Origin of the sequence: Serratia marcescens, from assembly GCF_006715005.1 — a bacterium.
GTDB lineage: Bacteria > Pseudomonadota > Gammaproteobacteria > Enterobacterales > Enterobacteriaceae > Serratia > Serratia montpellierensis.
This window is the reverse complement of record NZ_VFMJ01000001.1, coordinates 3,469,804-3,486,093: the sequence shown is the minus strand read 5'-3', so window position 1 is coordinate 3,486,093 and position 16,290 is coordinate 3,469,804. Positions and strand designations below refer to the sequence as shown.

14 protein-coding genes are annotated in these 16,290 nt (G+C 62.3%); 10 read left to right on the top strand and 4 right to left on the bottom strand.

Annotated features, from left to right (window positions below):
* Positions 1-62 precede the first annotated feature (62 nt).
* The 4 genes from FHU12_RS16950 to ppnP all read left to right on the top strand — a co-directional run bounded on the left by FHU12_RS16950 (position 63) and on the right by ppnP (position 4,405).
* Complete coding sequence (locus FHU12_RS16950) at positions 63-1,841, top strand: type I secretion system permease/ATPase (RefSeq protein WP_047572472.1); 1,779 nt, start codon at positions 63-65, stop codon at positions 1,839-1,841.
* A complete protein-coding gene (locus tag FHU12_RS16945; RefSeq protein ID WP_060432541.1) occupies positions 1,838-3,169 on the top strand; it encodes an HlyD family type I secretion periplasmic adaptor subunit in 1,332 nt (443 codons plus the stop codon). The genes FHU12_RS16950 and FHU12_RS16945 overlap by 4 nt, the downstream gene beginning before the upstream one ends.
* Positions 3,170-3,171: 2 nt before the next feature.
* Positions 3,172-3,963, top strand: coding sequence for an energy transducer TonB (locus FHU12_RS16940; RefSeq protein ID WP_141970714.1), 792 nt, complete (start codon positions 3,172-3,174; stop codon positions 3,961-3,963).
* A 151-nt stretch (positions 3,964-4,114) separates the two neighbouring features.
* Positions 4,115-4,405 carry a pyrimidine/purine nucleoside phosphorylase gene (gene ppnP / locus FHU12_RS16935; protein ID WP_004940463.1) on the top strand — a complete coding sequence of 97 codons (291 nt, stop codon included), beginning with the start codon at positions 4,115-4,117 and terminating at the stop codon, positions 4,403-4,405.
* A gap of 65 nt (positions 4,406-4,470) precedes the next feature.
* On the opposite strand, the gene rdgC is transcribed toward ppnP, so the two are convergent.
* Positions 4,471-5,382 carry a recombination-associated protein RdgC gene (gene rdgC / locus FHU12_RS16930; protein WP_004940461.1) on the bottom strand — a complete coding sequence of 304 codons (912 nt, stop codon included), beginning with the start codon at positions 5,380-5,382 and terminating at the stop codon, positions 4,471-4,473.
* Between the two features lie 215 nt (positions 5,383-5,597).
* On the opposite strand from rdgC, the gene mak reads away from it, so the two are divergent.
* The 3 genes from mak to FHU12_RS16915 all read left to right on the top strand — a co-directional run bounded on the left by mak (position 5,598) and on the right by FHU12_RS16915 (position 7,231).
* The gene (gene mak / locus FHU12_RS16925; RefSeq protein WP_141970711.1) at positions 5,598-6,512 is read left to right on the top strand and encodes a fructokinase; all 915 of its coding nucleotides are present in this window, start codon (positions 5,598-5,600) and stop codon (positions 6,510-6,512) included.
* 102 nt (positions 6,513-6,614) lie between these two features.
* Positions 6,615-6,848 carry a type II toxin-antitoxin system Phd/YefM family antitoxin gene (locus FHU12_RS16920; protein WP_016928893.1) on the top strand — a complete coding sequence of 78 codons (234 nt, stop codon included), beginning with the start codon at positions 6,615-6,617 and terminating at the stop codon, positions 6,846-6,848.
* Positions 6,845-7,231, top strand: coding sequence for a type II toxin-antitoxin system VapC family toxin (locus tag FHU12_RS16915; RefSeq protein WP_033637281.1), 387 nt, complete (start codon positions 6,845-6,847; stop codon positions 7,229-7,231). The genes FHU12_RS16920 and FHU12_RS16915 overlap by 4 nt, the downstream gene beginning before the upstream one ends.
* Here FHU12_RS16915 and licT read toward each other — a convergent pair.
* From licT to sbcD, 3 genes are all read right to left on the bottom strand, one after another.
* Complete coding sequence (gene licT / locus FHU12_RS16910; RefSeq protein ID WP_141970709.1) at positions 7,228-8,076, bottom strand: BglG family transcription antiterminator LicT; 849 nt, start codon at positions 8,074-8,076, stop codon at positions 7,228-7,230. The genes FHU12_RS16915 and licT overlap by 4 nt on opposite strands.
* Before the next feature lie 231 nt (positions 8,077-8,307).
* Positions 8,308-11,559 carry an exonuclease subunit SbcC gene (gene sbcC / locus FHU12_RS16905; protein WP_141970707.1) on the bottom strand — a complete coding sequence of 1,084 codons (3,252 nt, stop codon included), beginning with the start codon at positions 11,557-11,559 and terminating at the stop codon, positions 8,308-8,310.
* On the bottom strand, positions 11,556-12,788 hold the full coding sequence (sbcD, locus tag FHU12_RS16900) for an exonuclease subunit SbcD (protein ID WP_141970705.1): 1,233 nt from the start codon (positions 12,786-12,788) through the stop codon (positions 11,556-11,558). The genes sbcC and sbcD overlap by 4 nt, the downstream gene beginning before the upstream one ends.
* 215 nt (positions 12,789-13,003) lie before the next feature.
* On the opposite strand from sbcD, the gene phoB reads away from it, so the two are divergent.
* From phoB to FHU12_RS16885, 3 genes are read left to right on the top strand one after another with little or no spacing between them, the layout of a single operon-like run.
* A complete protein-coding gene (gene phoB, locus FHU12_RS16895) occupies positions 13,004-13,693 on the top strand; it encodes a phosphate response regulator transcription factor PhoB (RefSeq protein WP_004940438.1) in 690 nt (229 codons plus the stop codon).
* 24 nt (positions 13,694-13,717) lie between these two features.
* Complete coding sequence (phoR, locus tag FHU12_RS16890) at positions 13,718-15,034, top strand: phosphate regulon sensor histidine kinase PhoR (RefSeq protein WP_004940434.1); 1,317 nt, start codon at positions 13,718-13,720, stop codon at positions 15,032-15,034.
* 14 nt (positions 15,035-15,048) lie between these two features.
* Positions 15,049-16,011, top strand: coding sequence for a PstS family phosphate ABC transporter substrate-binding protein (locus tag FHU12_RS16885; RefSeq protein WP_141970703.1), 963 nt, complete (start codon positions 15,049-15,051; stop codon positions 16,009-16,011).
* Positions 16,012-16,290 lie beyond the last annotated feature (279 nt).

Here is a 16,290-nt window from a genome sequence, read left to right as displayed (position 1 = left end):
TTGCCCGCCGGCGCCGCGCGCCCCGGCGGGCATTTTCTCGTTTTTAGCCGATGGAAAACGCCATGAAAAACGCCGTCAGGCGCGGAGAAGTGATGAGCGTGCTGGCCGCATACCGGCGCGGATTTTGGGGCATCGCGCTGTTTACCGCGGTGATCAACCTGCTGATGCTGGCCCCGGCGCTGTACATGCTGCAGGTCTACGATCGCGTGTTGCCGTCGGGCAACCGCATGACGCTGGCGATGCTGACCCTGATGGTGGTCGGCCTTTACCTGTTTATGGGGCTGCTGGAGTGGGTCCGCAGTCAAGTGGTGATCCGCCTCGGCGCCCAGATGGATATGCGCCTGAATCAGCGGGTCTACGACGCCGCCTTCGAAACCAATCTGAAAACCGGCAACCCGTTGGCGGGGCAGGCGCTGAACGATCTGACCAACCTGCGCCAGTTCGCCACCGGCAATGCGCTGTTTGCGTTCTTCGATGCGCCCTGGTTCCCGGTTTATCTGCTGGTGGTGTTTCTGCTCCACCCCTGGCTTGGCGCGTTGGCCAGCGCCGGGGTAATCGTGCTGGTGCTGCTGGCCTGGCTCAACCAGCGAGTGTCGCAAGCGCCGCTCGCGGAGGCTGGCCGGGTCGCGCTGAGCGCCACGCAGCAGGCCAACGGCAACCTGCGCAACGCCGAAGCCATTGCCGCCATGGGGATGCTGACCGACTTGCGCCTGCGTTGGTTGCGGCAGCATCAGCAGTTCCTGCTGTTGCAGAACCGCGCCAGCGAGAAAATCGCCGCCGTCACCGCCTGGTCGAAAACCGTGCGGCTGGCGCTGCAGTCGCTGATGTTGGGCTGCGGCGCGCTGCTGGCGGTCAACGGCGACATTACGCCGGGCATGATGATCGCCGGATCGATCCTGATCGGCAGGGTGCTGGGGCCGATCGATCAGCTGATCGGCGCCTGGAAGCAGTGGTCGTCGGCGCGCCAGTCTCTGCAGCGGCTGGAAGTGATGCTGGCCGCCAACCCGCCGCAGGCGGCGAGCCTGCCGCTGCCGGCCCCCAATGGCACCTTGACCGTGAATCAGCTGGCCGCCAGCGCGCCCGGCGGGAGCGCACCGGTATTGCACGGCGTCAGTTTTCGTCTGGAGGCCGGTGAGGTGCTGGGCGTCATTGGCGCATCCGGCTCGGGCAAAACGCTGCTGATGCGCCAACTGGTCGGCGCGCTGACGCCGCTCAGCGGCGACGTGCGGCTGGACGGCGCGGATATCCGGCAGTGGGATAAACAGCAGCTGGGGCCGCATATCGGCTACTTGCCACAGGATATCCAGCTGTTCGCCGGTACCCTGACGGAAAACATCGCCCGCTTTGGCCAGGTTGACGCCGAGAAGGTGGTGGCCGCGGCCGCGCTGGCCGGCGTGCACCAATTGATACTGCATTTGCCCAAAGGGTATGAAACTGAGCTGGGTGAGGGCGGCAGCGGCCTGTCCGGCGGCCAGCGTCAGCGGGTGGCGCTGGCGCGCGCGCTGTACGGTTCTCCGGCGTTGGTAGTGCTGGATGAACCGAATGCCAACCTCGATCGTGAAGGGGAAGAGGCGCTGCAGCGGGCGATCGAAGCGTTGAAGGCGCGCGGCACCACCATCGTGTTAGTGACTCACAAACCGGCGATCCTGGCGACGACCGACAAATTGCTGGTGCTGGCCGCTGGCCAGGTGCAGCACTTCGGCCCCAGTGACGCCATCCTGAAAAAGTTGCCTGGTTTTGCGCCCGCTGCCGTACCGGCCAACGTCGGCCGCAGCAGCGGTGGCTTCAACGTCAACTACGCCAACTTTGCAAAAACGGCCAGCGGTGAACGAAAAGTATGAGCAATCAGAGTGTGATCCCCGGCGATATCGACGCCCTTTCCCGGCAGTTCGACGAAGGGCGTCATCTGCGGCTCGGCGGCTGGCTGGTGCTGTTGGGGTTTGGCGGTTTCCTGCTGTGGGGGCTGTTGGCGCCGCTGGACAAAGGCGTGCCGGTCTCCGGCAGCGTGGTGGTGGCCGGTAACCGCAAGGCGGTACAGCACCCGAGCGGCGGCGTGGTGTCGCAAATTCAGGTGCATGAAGGCGACCGGGTTCGCGCCGGGCAGGTGCTGTTGCTGATGGATACCGTCGACAGCCGCACCCAGCGCGATGCGCTGCGCAGCCAGCAGTTGAGCAACGCCGCGCAGCGGGCGCGGCTGCAGGCCGAACGCGACGGCCTGCAGGCGATCGCCTTCCCGGCATTGCTGCAAGCGCGGCGGGAGGAGCCGGAGGTGATGTCGTTGATGCTGTTGCAACAGCAGCTGTTCACCAGCCGCCGTGCGGCGTTGCAGAGCGAGCTGGCGGCAATCGCGGAGAGCATCGCCGGATCGCAGGCGATGCTGGAGGGGATCCGGCAGTCTTACGCCAGCAAACAGCGGCAAAAGGCCATGTTGCAGGAGCAGCTGGGCGGCATGCGCAAGCTGGCGGCGCAGGGGTATGTGGCGCGCAATCGGCTGTTGGATCTGGAAGGACAGTATGCGCAGATTGACGGCCAGGCGTCCGAGGATACCGGCAATATCGGCCGCCTGGGGCGCCAGATCCTGGAGCTGAAGCTGCGGGCGATCCAGCGGCGGGAAGAGTATCAGAAAGAGGTCAGCAGCCAGTTGGCCGAGGTGCGGATGAAGCTGGACGAACTGGATAACCGCCTGGCCAAGGCGGAGGCCGATTTGGGCCATACGCAGGTGAAAGCGCCGGTGGCGGGCACCGTGGTGGGGCTGAGCGTGTTCACCGAAGGCGGCGTGATCGGCGCCGGCCAGCAGCTGATGGAGATCGTGCCCAGCGATCGGGGGTTGCAGGTGGAGGCGCGTATCCCGGTCGAGCTGATCGACAAGGTGCAGGTGGGATTGCCGGTCGAGCTGTTGTTCTCGGCGTTTAACCAAAGCACCACGCCGCGCGTCGAAGGCGAGGTGACGCTGGTCGGGGCCGATCGCCTGACCGACGAGAAAAGCGGCGCGCCCTACTACAGCGTGCGCGCCAAGGTCAGCGAAGCGGGGCTGCAACGCCTGAACGGGTTGGAGATCCGCCCGGGGATGCCGGTCGAAGGCTTCATCCGCACCGGCGAGCGTTCGATGATGAACTACCTGTTCAAACCGCTGACCGATCGCCTTCATCTGGCGCTGACGGAAGAGTGAGCATGTCGGTTTCGTCGCTGCCTTTCGCCGCGCCCGGTGCCGCCATGCCCTGGCGCCGCTGCCTGGTGCTGGTGCTGACGCTGCATCTGCTGGCCGCGGCGCTGCTCTGGCCCTGGCGAGACAAGGCCGCGCCGCCGTGGGTGCCACCGCCGGCGGTCATGGTGCTGATGGCCGCCGCACCGCAGGCCCCGGCCGAGGTAAAACAACCGCCGGGAGAAAGGACGCCGCCGCCTCAGGTTGAACCGCCGGCACCGCCGGAACCCTTGCCGACGGTGAAGGTGCCTGAAGCCGTACGGCCGAACATCGCCGTACCGCCAAAGCAGAAAAAACCGCCCAAGCCGGTGAAGAAAAACCCCCTGCCGCGCACGCCGCCGCAGGAGAAAACGATCGCGCCGCCGAAGGTTCAGGAGCAAAGCATCGGCGCGCCGCCGCCGGGCCGGGCGGATAAAACGGCCGCGCCGCAAACCCGCCTGACGCCCTATGCGCAGGCAGGAGAGGACAGCTGGCGCAGCCGCATCAACAGCCGCCTTAATCGCTTTAAGCGTTACCCCAAAGACGCATTGCGGCTGAAGCGCCAGGGCGTCGGGCAGGTGCGTTTTACGTTGGACAAGCAGGGCCATGTGCTGGCGATAACGCTGGTCAGCAGCGCCGGGCTGCCGTCGCTGGATCGTGAAATCCAGGCGCTGGTCAAACGCGCTTCGCCGCTGCCGACGCCGCCGGCGGACGCTTATGTCAACGGCACGGTGGAATTGACGTTGCCGATCGATTTCAGTTTACGCGGCGCGGGTTTTTGACGCGGTGGTTTCATGGCGATGGCCTGAGCGTGACGCACGGAAACCTTTGCCTCTGCGCCGGGATCGCATTTCGCGCGAAAAACCAGTGACAGATCAACCGCAATCCCCCAATATGGATTTTCCATCAAGATGATTACGCGGGTGCCAGTCTATGCTGAAAGTGAATGAGTATTTTGCCGGAAAAGTGAAGTCTATCGGTTTTGACAGTAGCAGCATCGGTCTTACCAGCGTGGGTGTGATGGAAGAGGGGGAATACACCTTCTCCACCGCGCAGCCGGAAGAAATGACGGTGATCACCGGGGCGCTGAAAGTGCTGCTGCCGGGGGCGCCGGACTGGCAGGTGTTTACGCCGGGCGAGAAGTTCTTCGTGCCGGGGCACAGCGAGTTCAACCTGCAGGTGGCCGACGCGACCGCCTATCTGTGCCGCTATCTGAGCAAATAAATTTTGTTCGTTAGGGGAACGCAGGGCTCAGCGGATGCTGGGCCCTGGTCGTTTCTGAGGCGGGATTAACGCTGGGCTTCGCCGCCGAGCGCTTCGATGGTGTTTTTGATCAACGCCGCCAGCTCGCTGGTCATCAGGATAAAGTCGGCGTCAAAGCGCTGGGCGAAGTCATCGCGATCGATATCGTCGTTCTGCTCGCGCAGCGTGTCGGCGAACTTCAGGCGCTTGAGCGAACCGTCGTCCGACAGCATCAGCTGAATGCGCTCCTGCCAATCCACCGCCAGCTTGGTCACCAGCTTGCCGGCTTCGATGTGCACCGCGATTTCGTCGCTGATCAGATTCTGTTTCTTGCAGCGGATCACGCCGCCTTCTTCCAGAATCGCTTTCAGTTCCGCTTCATCCTGAATGGCGAAGCCGGCCGGCATCTCGCCGGAACGCACCCATTCGGTCAGCGTCAGTTCGATCGGGCTTTCCATGGTCAGCGGCACCACCGGCAGCGAGCCGAGGCTCTTGCGCAGCAGCGCCAGCGTATCTTCGGCGCGTTTGGCGCTGGCGGCATCGACCATGATCAGATCGTTGACGGTGTCGATCCACATGAAGGTCTGGTTGAAGCGGCTGAACGCGCGCGGCAGCAGGCTGTGCAGCACTTCGTCCTTCAGCGCGTCTTTCTCGGTCTTCTTCAGTTTGCGGTGTTGTTCCGCCTCCAGGCGCTCAATCTTGGCCTGCAGCTCTTGCTTGATGACCGGCGACGGCAGGATTTTCTCTTCCTTGCGCGCGCAGATGACGATCTGGCCGTTGACCGCGTGCGTCAGCGCATCGCTGTGCGAGCCCATCGGGGAGACCCAGCCGGTCTTCGCCATATCCTGGCTACCGCACGGCGTGAAGGCGAACGCGCTGAGTTGTTTTTCCATTTCATCCGCGTTTAACGCCACTTCGCGGCTCAAACGGTAAACCATCAAATTCTTAAACCACAGCATAATGTTATCCCTGGCTGGGCGTGCGTTCGGCACGCTGATTCGTCAAAAGCAGGGCGGCATGATAACGAATTGACGCTGAAAAATCGCCCCATTCTCTCCGAATTGCGTCGCCGTACGCAGCGGAAAAGGCCTGGCCCGGGAGAGGGAAACAGGTGATTCATCCGCGCGCTTACATTAGGCTGTGGCAACGCTGCGTGGCATCGAGGAGAAAAAACGTGCGCATTGGCATCGACTTGGGCGGGACAAAAATTGAAGTGATTGCGTTGGCGGACGACGGGCGAGAGCTGTTTCGCCATCGCATCGCCACGCCGCGCCATGACTATGGGCAAACCCTGGCGGCGATCGCCGGGCTGGTGAAGCTGGCGGAAGATCATACCGGCGAATGGGGATCGGTCGGGATCGGCATTCCCGGCACGCTGTCGCCGTTTACCGGGCGGGTGAAGAACGCCAACTCGGTATGGCTCAACGGCCAACCGTTGGATAAGGATCTGTCGGCGCTGTTGGCGCGCGAGGTGCGTATCGCCAACGACGCCAACTGCCTGGCGGTGTCGGAAGCCACCGACGGCGCCGGTGCCGGCGCGCAAACCGTGTTTGCGGTCATTATCGGCACCGGCTGCGGCGCCGGCGTGGCGCTGAACGGCCTGGCGCATTCCGGCGGCAATGGCATCGCCGGCGAGTGGGGCCACAACCCGCTGCCGTGGCAGGATGACGATGAGCTGCGCTACGCCCGCGACGTGCCGTGCTACTGCGGTAAGCCGGGCTGCATCGAAACCTTTATTTCCGGCACCGGTTTCGCCACCGACTATGCGCGCCTGAGCGGCAACGCGCTGCAAGGGCACGAGATCATGGCGCTGAGCGAGCGGGGCGATGCGCTGGCGGAGCAGGCGATCGTTCGCTACGAAATGCGGCTGGCGAAAGCGTTGGCGCACGTGATCAACATTCTGGATCCGGACGTGGTGGTGCTCGGCGGCGGCATGAGCAACGTGGATCGCCTGTACCGCACGGTGCCGCAGCGGGTGAAAGATTGGGTGTTCGGCGGCGAATGTGAAACGCCGATCCGCAAGGCGGTTCACGGCGACTCCAGCGGCGTACGCGGTGCGGCCTGGCTGTGGCCGCAACAGCAACGCTAAACGTTGCAACAAAGCGCGAGGCTGCTCGCGCTTTAAACCCTTTCCTGTACAAAAACTGGACGGCGCCTTATGCTTTAGCTAACTTAGCTAAGGAGGACGCGTATGCCGATTCAGGCCAATATGCACGAAGCCAAATCCAATCTGAGCCAGTTGGCGGACAGAGCCGCGGAGGGAGAAACCGTGATTATTGCAAAAGCAGGGAAGCCGTACGTACAGCTGGTTGCCATCAAGGGGGAAGCGCGCCGCCCTGGCGCCGCCAAGGGCAAGTTCACCGTGCCGGCGGATTTCAACGCGGGGGATGCGGCCATTGCGGCGCTGTTTGAGGGCGATGAATGAAGCGCTTGCTGCTGGATACCCACGCGTTGCTGTGGTGGCTGATTGATGACGCCTGCCTGGGCGCGAACGCCAAAAGGCAGATCGCCGATCCCGGCAACGCGGTATACGTCAGCGCGGCCAGCATTTGGGAGATCTCGATCAAGCAGGCGCTGGGCAAGCTGGCGCTGCCGGAAGATATCTTTGCGATCATCGAGGCCGAAGATTTTCTGGCGCTGCCGATGGACGCCTTTCACTGCCAACAGGCCGGGCAGTTGCCGCCCTATCATCAGGATCCTTTCGATCGCATGCTGATCGCACAGGCGCAGGCCGAAGGGCTGACGCTGATCTCCGCCGACGCGGTGTTTCCGCAGTACGGCGTGCGGGTGGCGGATGCCCGCCGTTAAGCCGGTTTTTCCTCGCTTTCGCTGCGCACCCGTTCGATATGAATGGTCAGGAACATCATCTCTTCCGTGGTGAGCTGATGCTGATAGTGCTTTTCGATGTGGCGGTTGATCTTGCCGGCGCAGGCGAATGACTCACGGTATTTCTCTTTCACCACCTGATACAGCGAGTCGTCGTCGCTGTCGACGTAGTTTTTCCCCAGCAGGCGCTGGGCGAAGAATTTCAAATGGGTGACGAAACGGTGGTAGCTCAGGGCTTCCTCATTGTAATCAAAGCGGAAGTGGTATTTGACCAGGTTGAGGATCTCTTGCATCACGCGGGTGATGTGCAGCGTGTTGTGCATCTCGTCGTTAAGTTGGGCGTTGACCAGGTGTAGGGCGATAAATCCGGCTTCGTCTTCCGGCAGCGCGGTATCCAGCCGTTGGGCGATCAGGGCCAGCGCCTCCAGCCCGACGGCGAACTCGGCCGGATAGAGCTTTTTAATCTCCCACAGCAACGCATTTTTGATATCCAGCCCTTGCGCATGGCGCTGCAGGGCGAAGTGGATGTGATCGGTCAGCGTGATGTAGACGATGTTATGCAACTTGCCCGGCAGCCGTTCGCGGGCAAGGGTAATAATCCTGTCGGCGGTGGTGACGCAGGCCAACGGGATCTCGGCGAGCAGCTCTTTATAGCGTTCGGCGATTTCACCGCCGTTATGAGTGAACACCTTTTCGATCAGGCTTTCATCCAGCGTGTCGCCGGGCTTCTTTTTAAAGCCGATTCCTTTTCCCATTACCACCGTCTCTTCGTGACGGTCGTCCAGCGTAATCACCACGTTATTATTGAGTATTTTAGCGATTTTCATGGTCTTTCCCGGTGTTTCAGCATCCTGAAAACGAAAAAACCTGACGCCCGGAAGCGATCCCGGGCGTCAGGTTTTGCCTGTATTTTATGTTTCTGCCCTGCGGCCTGAGCGGCGGAGGGGATACAGTAACAATCCTGTTATGCCTGCATAATAACCCGTGCTCGCCGCGGCTCAACGCTTTTCACCGCGGAGTGCCGCCACGGTCACACTTCTGCGCCGCGCGCGGCGGGATCATTCCAGCCTGAAGTGCGCCTCCAGCCGGCTGACGCCAAGCCCGTTGACCTTTTTCACCTTGATTTGCACCGGAATACGCTCTTTCATCGCCTCGACGTGGCTGATCACGCCAATGGTTTTACCGGAAGCATTCAGGCTGTCCAGCGCGTCCAGCGCGGTATCGAGGGTTTCGGCGTCCAGCGTGCCGAAGCCTTCGTCGAGGAACAGCGAGTCGATGCTGGTTTTGTGGCTGACCAGATCGGACAACGCCAGCGCCAGCGCCAGGCTGACCAGGAAGCTCTCGCCGCCGGACAGGGTGCGGGTATCGCGCAGCGCATCGGCCTGCCAGGTGTCCACCACCTGCAGCTCCAGCGCGTCGCTGGTTTTGCGCTGCAGCAGGTAGCGCCCGTGCAGCCGGCCGAGCTGAAGGTTGGCCAGGTAGACCAAGTGATCGAGCGTCAGCCCCTGAGCGAAACGGCGGAACTTGTCGCCTTCTTTCGAGCCGATCAGCTGGTTGAGGTAGCTCCAGTCGTCGTAGTCTTGCTGGCTGCGGGCGATTTGCTCGAACAGCGCCTGTTGATTGAGACGACGGGCGGCGTCGCTTTCCAGCTGGTTGCGCAGTTCGCCCTGGCTCAGCTGCAGCGCCTTCAACTGCTGTGCCAGCGCGGCCAGCGATTGGGTGAGCGCGTCGAGATCCGCGTTGGCTTCATCCACCCCTTCAGGGCGGTTCAGCCGATGCTGCTCCAGCGTTTGCGTCGCCTGAGTCAGCAGGGCCGCAGCCTCTACCTGCCGCTGTTGCAGTTGCTCTTTGCGCTGCTGCAATTCGCGGCGCAGGGCGTCGTCCAGCAGCGCGGCGGCGAAGGCGGTTTCATCGGCGAATTCGCTGTCGGCCAGCGCCTGCTGCCATTGCTGCTGCGCCTGCTGCAGCCGTTCCTGCATTTGGGTGTGCTGTTGTTGTAACCCGGCCTGTTGGCCGGCCAGGCGTTCGCGCAGTTCCTGCGCCTTTTGCCACTGCTCGGCGGCCTGCAAGCTGGCCTGTTCACAGGCGGTTTGTTTGGCGCGCAGCTGTTCGCGCACCTCGGCGACTCGCTGTTCGCCGAACAGCGCCAGCCGCTGCGCGCGCCGTTCGGCGAGGGTCTTCTCGCCTTCCTGCCAGCGTTGAAGCAGGTCTTGCTGCTGTTGCAGGCTGTCGGCGTGGGTTTTCTGCAGCAGCGTAAAGCGCTCTTCGAGCAGCGCCAGCTGTTGCTGCGCCTGCTGCTGCTGCGTTTGCAGAGCGGCGAGCGCGTCTTTTGCCTGTTGTACCGCCTGCGCCGCCTGTTCATGCTGCTGCAGCGCGTGCTGCCCGTGCCGCTCTTCGTCGTCGCAGCCGCTCAGCCAGGCGCTGAGTTGCTCGCCCTCCGCCAGGGTAAAGTCGAATGCCAGCGGCGCGCTGAGCTGCTGCCACTGCTGCTGTTTGGCAGCCAGCTGCTGCTCATCCTGCGCGATGGTTTGCTGCTGGCGCTGCAATTGCTGTTGCAGGTTGTCGTAACGGGCTCGCAGCTCGACGCCTTGTTTTTGCAATGCTTCGGTCTGGACTTTCATTTGCTCCAGACGTTGCGCAGTTTCTGACAGTTTTACCTCTTGGTATTGTTCTACCGCCGGGTGCTCGCATGAGCCGCACAGTGGGCAGGGGGCTCCGGGTTGCAAACGGGCGCGCTCGGCCTCAAGACCCACGATCCGTTGTTCCAGCGCATAGGTTTTTTCAACATCGGCCTGGTGTGCTTTCTGTTGCTTAAATTGCTGACGGATGAGTTCTAGCTGTGGCTCCAGCTGGGTCAGTTCACGTTGACCGATGTTTAGCTCTTGCCGCTGCTGTTCCAGCCGTTTAACGATTTGCTGTGATAAAGAGGAGAGAGTAAACAGCTGCTGACGCGTCGGGCGCAGATCCGCCAGTGCGTTAAGGCGTTGGCGCAGCGGGGCCAGCGGGGTTTGCGCCTCCAGCGCCTGTTGCTGCTGTTGTTGAACGGCCAGCGCTTCGGTCAGCGCGTTCAACTGCTGCTGATGCTGTGCGGCCTGCGCCGTCAGCTGGCTGCGCTGGGCGGTGAGCTGCTCCAGTGCGGTCTGCTGCTGGGCGCACTGCTGCGCGGCGGCATCGCCGGCCTGTCGCCGCTCGGCCTGCGTCGACTGCAGTTGGGCGATCTGATGGTCGAGCGGGGCGACCTGGTCATCGATCAGTTGTTGCTGCTGCCGCATATGCTCGGCATGGGCTTGCTGCGCCAGACGGGCCTTTTCCACCGCCTGCTGCAGCGGCGCCAGCTGCGCCGAGTGCTGCTCCTGTTGCTGCGTCAGCTGGGCAGCCTGCTGTTGTATCGTTTGTAGCTCGGTGCGGCAGCGATCGCGTTCGCCGCGCAGCGGCCGCAATTTCTCGGCCGGTTCGCTGAGCGCCAGCCGCTGCAACTGCGGGGCGGCCTCGGCCTGCTCGCGCTGGGCGGTTTCCAGCCGCCGTTGACCCTCGTTTTGCTGTTGCCGGAGGCGTTGCCATTGCTGCAGCCAGCTCAGCGCCTGTTGCTGTTGCTGGGTTTGCTCGCCGAGGGTACTTTCCTGCGCGCTCAGCGCCGTCAGCTGTTCGCTCAGGGAGTGGCGCTGTTCATCATTCAGCAACTCGATGCCGCTGGCGCGCTGGTGCAACGCATCCAGGTCGGTTTTGGCCTGCTTGTGCGACTCGAACACCTGTTCGGACAACCGCCCGTAGATTTCGGTGCCGGTCAGCTCTTCCAGCAGCTCGGCGCGATCGTTGGCGTCGGCGTTGAGGAACGCGGCAAACTGCCCTTGAGACAGCATCATCGATTTGGTGAAGCGGCCGAAGTCCAGCCCGGTGATGGCGGCGGTGATCTCCAGCTTGTCGCGCACCTTATCCGCCAGGATCTTGCCGTCCTCGCGGCGCGCCAGTTCGACCTTCGGCGCCTGCAGATTGCCGTCCGGCGCATTTTTGGCGCGGCGCTGGCTCCAAAAGGCGCGATAGCCGATGCCCTTGATCTCGAATTCGACCTCCGCCAGCGATTCGGCGGTGTGGCGGGTCATCAGTTCATTCTGGCTCGGCGTGACGTTGAGGCGTGGCGTCTGGTGGTACAGCGCCAGGCAAATGGCGTCCAGCAGGGTGGTTTTGCCCGCGCCGGTCGGGCCGGTAATGGCGAACAGACCGTTGCTGGCGAACGGCTCAGCGGTGAAGTCAATTTTCCATTCGCCCTGCAGCGAGTTGAGGTTTTTTAACCGCAGGCTGAGGATCTTCATGGGTTGGTCTCCTCAGGATTGTGCTGCACCGCATCGACTACCTGGCGAAACAGTTGGTGCATCCGCCGTTGGCGCGCTTCGGGCATGTCGGCCTCCTGTGCCAGGCGCCGTTCGAACACCTCGTTGACGCTCAGCTCGTTGAGCGTTTCTTTGTCCTGCTGCGCGATCGCCTGGCGGCGTTGCTCTTTGCTGCGCCGCAGCAGTACCACTTCCACTGGCAGCTCATCCGCCATCAGTTGGATGCGGCGTTGGATATCGCTGAGGTAGTCCTGCGTCGCCACTTCGATATCCAGCCACACCGGCAGCTCGCCGGCATAGTCGGCAAATTGCTGCAGTTGCCGTTCGATCTCGGCCAGATCGCCTTTGATCAGCTGCATGGGCTGGAACTGCGGGATCGTTAACGCGTCTACCCGCTGGAGGGCGCCGTCGGCGAAATCGACCAGGAAGACGCTTTTGGCTTTGCCCAGTTCATCGAAGCTGAGCGGGATCGGCGAGCCGCTATAGCGAATATGTTCCGACTTGGCGACGTTCTGCGCGCGGTGAATGTGGCCCAGCGCGATATAGTCGGCAGGGGGGAAGGCCTGCGCCGGGAAGGCGTCCAGGGTGCCGATATAGATATCGCGCACCGAGTCGGAGGTAGTGACGCCGACGGTGGTCAGGTGGCCGGTGGCGACGATCGGCAGCGGCAGGCCCAGCCGATCGCGGCGCTCGCAGGCCGCCTGATACAGCGCCTGGTAATGTTCGGCGATGGCTTCCTGCAGCGCCTGCTGTTTCTGTACGCCGGATTCGCCGGCGCGGCTGGTGAGCAGATCGCGCGGCCGCAGAAACGGAATGGCGCACAGCACGGCACCCGGCTGACCGTCGCGCCGGTTAAGCACCACGATCTGCTGCTCGATGGCACCCTGCGCGCTCGCGATCACCGTGGTGTTCAGGCAAGAGAGCAGTTCCCGCGATTCGTTCAGCGTCGCGACCGAATCGTGGTTGCCGCCCAACACGACCAACTGGCAGCCGGTGCGCTGCAGGTCCACCACGAAGCGGTTGTACAGCTCGCGGGCGTAGCTGGGTGGCGAGCCGGTATCGAACAGATCCCCGGCGACGATCAGCGCATCCACCTGCTGCTGCTCGATCTGCTCGATCAGCCAGTTCAGAAAAGCCTGGTGCTCGGCGGCGCGGCTTTTGGTGAAAAAGTACTGGCCAAGATGCCAGTCAGAGGTGTGGATCAGGCGCATGACACTCCCGGATGCAAAGATAATGGCGATGATTATAAAGGCCGCGGCGGCGGCTGTCCCGGCGCAATGGCGATGACCATGGAATGATTTTTCTTTGCGCCGGGAAATAATCGCTATGCTTACTGCCTATAACAGCCGCTTTTTTTCATAAAAGTGTCACAAAACTGACGCATAATGGCGCCCGCAAAGTCGCTAACACATTGGCAGGATTGACGATGGCAAGACGCATACTGGTGGTGGAAGACGAAGCGCCGATCCGTGAGATGGTGTGCTTTGTGTTGGAACAGAATGGTTACCAACCGTTGGAAGCCGAGGATTATGACAGCGCCGTGACGCGCCTGTCTGAGCCGTTCCCTGATTTGGTGTTGCTCGACTGGATGTTGCCCGGCGGTTCCGGCATTCAGTTCATCAAACATATGAAGCGCGAAGCGCTGACCCGCGATATCCCGGTCATGATGCTGACTGCGCGCGGCGAAGAGGAAGACCGCGTGCGCGGCCTGGAAGTGGGGGCGGATGATTACATCACCAAGCCGTTCTCGCCGAAGGAGCTGGTGGCGCGCATCAAGGCGGTCATGCGCCGCATTTCACCTATGGCGGTGGAAGAAGTGATTGAAATGCAAGGGCTGAGCCTGGATCCATCCTCCCACCGCGTGATGGCTAACGATCAGGCGTTGGACATGGGGCCGACCGAGTTCAAGCTGCTGCACTTCTTTATGACCCACCCGGAGCGCGTTTATAGCCGCGAGCAGTTGCTTAATCACGTCTGGGGCACTAACGTTTATGTGGAAGACCGTACCGTTGACGTGCATATCCGTCGGCTCCGCAAGGCGTTAGAAACCAGTGGGCATGATAAAATGGTTCAAACCGTTCGGGGCACCGGCTACCGGTTCTCAACGCGCTACTGATCGCGCTGCGCTGGAGAATATGCCGTGTTAGAACGTCTGTCGTGGAAGAGGCTGGCTCTGGAGCTGGCTCTTTTTTGTTTGCCCGCTTTACTGCTGGGGCTGATTTTCGGTTATCTGCCCTGGTTCCTGCTGGCCTCCGCGCTGGCTGCGCTGGTGTGGAATTTCTACAACCAGCTCAAACTCTCCCATTGGCTGTGGATCGACCGCAGCATGACACCGCCGCCCGGCCGCTGGAGCTGGGAGCCGCTGTTTTATGGCCTGTATCAGATGCAGCAGCGCAACCGCCGCCGCCGGCGCGAGCTGGCGCTGCTGATCAAGCGCTTTCGCAGCGGGGCCGAATCGCTGCCGGATGCGGTGGTGATGACCACCGTCGAAGGCAACATCTTCTGGTGTAATGGGCTGGCGCAGCATCTGCTCGGCTTCCGCTGGCCGGAAGACAACGGCCAGCACATCCTCAACCTGCTGCGCTATCCGGAATTCAGCCACTACTTGCAACAGCAGGAGTTCTCGCGCCCGCTGACGCTGCAGCTGAACAACGAACACTACGTCGAATTCCGCGTGATGCCGTATTCCGAAGGGCAGCTGCTGATGGTGGCGCGCGACGTTACCCAGATGCGCCAGCTGGAAGGGGCGCGGCGCAACTTCTTCGCCAACGTCAGCCATGAGCTGCGCACGCCGCTGACGGTGCTGCAGGGCTACCTGGAGATGATGGGCGACGAAGAGCAGGACGGCTCGCTGCGCAGCAAGGCACTGAGCACCATGCAAGAGCAGACCCGCCGCATGGACGGGCTGGTCAAGCAGCTGCTGACGCTGTCGCGCATCGAGGCGGCGCCCAATGTCGACATGAACGAGCGGGTGGATATCCCGCTGATGCTGCGGGTGTTGCAGCGCGAGGCGCAGTCGCTGAGCGGCGGCAATCACGAGATCACCTTCCGGGTGAACGAACAGCTCAACGTGTTCGGTAATGAAGACCAGTTGCGCAGCGCGGTGTCTAACCTGGTGTACAACGCGGTCAATCACACGCCGAAGGGCACCCACATTGAAGTGAGCTGGCAGCAGACGGCGCACGGCGCGCAGTTCCAGGTCAGCGACAACGGGCCAGGCATCGCCGCCGAACACCTGCCGCGGCTGACCGAGCGTTTTTACCGCGTCGACAAGGCCCGTTCGCGCCAAACCGGCGGCAGCGGGTTGGGGTTGGCGATCGTCAAACACGCGCTCAGCCATCACGATGCGCGGCTGGAGATCCTCAGCGAACCGGGGATTGGCACCCGCTTTATCTTTACCTTACCCAATCGGTTGATTGTTCCCGCCGCTTTATCAGAGAATGCGGTGAAAAATTAACGCGAGACACCGGTATGACCCGAATAACCCGAGGGCTGTTGCTTTGCCTGGCGCTGCTGGCCGGACGCGGCGCGCTGGCGCAGCCCGACGGCATGCTGGCGGGCAACCTGTCCAGCGTCGGTTCCGACACCCTGGCGAATCTGATGGCGCTGTGGGCGCAGGATTTCAGTCAGCATTACCCCAACGTTAACCTGCAGATCCAGGCCGCCGGCTCCTCTACCGCGCCGACCGCCTTGGCGGCGGGCGCCGCGCAGCTGGGCCCGATGAGCCGGCCGATGAAGGCGGCCGAGGTCTCGGCGTTCGAACATCGCTACGGCTATGCGCCGCTGGCGGTGCCGGTAGCGGTGGATGCGCTGGTGGTGTTGGTGCATCAGGACAATCCGCTGCGTGGCCTCAATCTGCAGCAGCTCGATCGCATTTTCTCCGCCACCCGGCGCTGCGGCGAAAGCAAACCGCTGACGCGCTGGGGCGAACTGGGGCTGAGTGGCGACTGGGCGACGCGTTCGCTGCAGCGCTTCGGCCGCAACTCGGCGTCCGGCACCTACGGCTATTTCAAACTGCGTGCGCTGTGCGGCGGCGATTTTATGCCGCGCGTCAATGAGCTGCCCGGTTCGGCTTCGGTGGTGCAGGCGGTGGCCGGTTCACTCAACGGCATCGGCTACGCCAGCATCGGCTTTCGCGCCAGCGGCGTGCGGCTGCTGCCGTTGGCGGAGTCGGGAGAGGACTATGTTGCGCCTACCGCCGCCAACGTGCGCAACGATCGCTATCCGCTGTCGCGCTATCTCTATATCTACATCAACAAAGCCCCCAATCAACCGCTGGAGCCGCTGACCGCCGCGTTCCTCGATCGCGTGCTGTCGACCGCCGGACAGAGCCTGGTCAACCACGACGGCTACCTGCCTCTGCCGCCGGCCGCCCTGCAGAAGACCCGTCAGGCGCTTGGGTTGCAACCGCTCGCGTCGGCCATGATGCAATAACCGACAAAAGGCGACGTAATTTTCGCCTTTTTTCACGGCCAAACGAAGCTCGTGCCACGCGAAAATCGGGCTTATATTGGTGTTTTCGCGCGGTAAAGTGATATATGTTTCACGTTTCGTGAATCTGTTGTTCAAAAATGATACAAATCATGTAGTGTATATTTATTGATAGCCAATATGATCGACTGGTGGCTAAAGTTTATATGGTTGATAGCTCTGCTTTTCACCGTGCGCCTTGCCTTGAAGCGCTATAAACGTTTACCTTAGCCTTCGTTGTCG